Consider the following 2,052-nt stretch of genomic DNA (forward strand, 5'->3'; position numbering starts at 1 on the left):
CGGGGGCGGTGACCGGAGCGGAGGGAGCCCCAAGGACGGCCCAGCCGCTGGTGGCCGGCGTGTCGGCGGGCCGGGCGACGGGCGTCCAGTCGAGCCGGAACAGCCAGTCGCGGGCCGCACGCGCGGACGGATCGAGGGACTCGGCGGCGACCTCCCGCACGGCCAGCGACTCGATGGCGGCGACCGGCGCACCCGTCGGGTCGGTCATCTGGACGGTGATGGTGTCCTGTCCCGCCGGGGAGACCCGTACGCGCAGGGCGGTGGCTCCGGCGGCGTGCAGCGACACCCCGGTCCAGGCGAACGGCACGACGGTGCGGCCGTCACCGCCGGAGGTGAGGTTGGCGGCGTGGAGGGCGGCGTCGAAGAGGGCGGGGTGGATGCCGAAGCGTCCGGCGTCGCCGCGGACCTGCTCGGGCAGCACGACCTCGGCGAACATGTCGTCGCCCTGGCGCCAGGCGGCACGGACGCCCTGGAAGACGGGGCCGAACTCGTAACCCCGGCCCGCGAGGAGGTCGTAGAAGCCCTCGGCGGCGACCGTGGTGGCGCCGCGCGGCGGCCACACGACGAAGTCCTCGGGCCGTTCCACAGCAGGCGCCCCCGGCTCGGTCAGGGTGCCCTGGGCGCGCAGCGTCCACAGCTCCTCGCTGCCGCCGTCGGAACCGGTGGACCGGGTGTGAACGCTGACGGGGCGGCGCCCGGACGCGTCGGATTCACCGACCGCGATCTGCACCTGGACCTCGCCGCGCTCCTGGAGGACGACGGGCGCCTGAAGGGTGAGTTCGTCGACCTGGCCGCAGCCGAGTGCGTCACCGGCGCGGATCACGGACTCCACCAGCGCGGTCCCGGGCACGATGACGGTGCCGGACACGGCGTGGTCGGCGAGCCAGGGGTGGGTGCGCAGCGACCAGCGCGCGGTGGCCACCAGGCCGTCCCCGGTGGCCAGTTCGACCGAGGCGCCGAGCATGGGGTGGTCGGGGGATTCGAGACCGGCGGAGGTCACGTCCCCGCCGAGATCGGCGAAGCGCGGCCAGTAGTGCTGCCGCTGGAAGGCGTACGTGGGCAGGTCGACGCGGGTGGGCCGGGTCCCCTCGTAGTACGTGTCCCAGTCGACCCCGGCCCCCAGCGCCCACGCCTCACCCAGGGAGAGAGTGAACCGCTCAAGGCCACCCTCGTCACGCCGCAGCGTACCGACCACACCGGCCCGCACACCCGCGTCCTCAATGGTCTCCTGCACCCCCGTGGCCACCACCGGGTGCGCGCTCACCTCCACGAACACCTGGAAGTTGTCCGCGAGCAGCGCACGCGTCGCCGCCTCGAACTCCACCGTGCCCCGCAGATTGCGATACCAGTACCCGGCATCGAGCTCCGCCGTGTCCACCACCGCACCGGACACCGTCGAATAGAACGGCACACCGCACGACCGCGCCGCCACCGGAGCGAGCAGCTCCGCCAACTCGTCCTCGATGCGCTCCACGTGAGCCGAATGCGAGGCGTAGTCCACCGCGACCCGACGCGCGCGCACACCCGACTCGCCGCAGGCCGCGACGAACGCGTCCAGCGCGTCCGCGTCACCCGAGACGATCACCGACGAAGGACCGTTCACGGCGGCCACGCCAATACGGCCCTCGTAGTCGGCGAGCAGTTCACGGACCTCGTCCACGCCGCGCGCCACGGACACCATGCCGCCCAGACCCGACAACGCACGCAACGCCCGCGACCGCAGCGCCACCACCCGCGCGCCATCCTCCAGCGACAGACCACCCGCCACAACCGCGGCAGCGATCTCACCCTGCGAATGACCCACCACAGCCGAAGGCACCACACCCCGCGAACGCCACACCTCCGCCAGCGACACCATCATCGCCCACAACGCGGGCTGCACCACATCCACCCGCTCCAGCGACGCCGCACCCTCCGCGCCGCTCAGCACGTCAAGCAGCGACCAGTCCACGAACGGCGCCAACGCCTCAGCACACTCAGCGATCCGGGCGGCGAACACCGGCGAGGTCTCCAAAAGCTCCACCGCCATACCGGTCCACTGCGAGCCCTGAC

1 protein-coding gene is annotated in these 2,052 nt (G+C 72.9%); it reads right to left on the reverse strand.

What is annotated here, in order from left to right; translation table 11 throughout:
• A partial coding sequence (locus tag AB8Z36_RS37500) for an acyltransferase domain-containing protein (RefSeq protein ID WP_440582109.1) occupies positions 1 to 2,052 on the reverse strand: 2,052 nt, incomplete at both ends.

It is taken from the genome of Streptomyces flavofungini (genome assembly GCF_041028215.1).
Taxonomy (GTDB): Bacteria; Actinomycetota; Actinomycetes; order Streptomycetales; family Streptomycetaceae; genus Streptomyces; species Streptomyces flavofungini_B.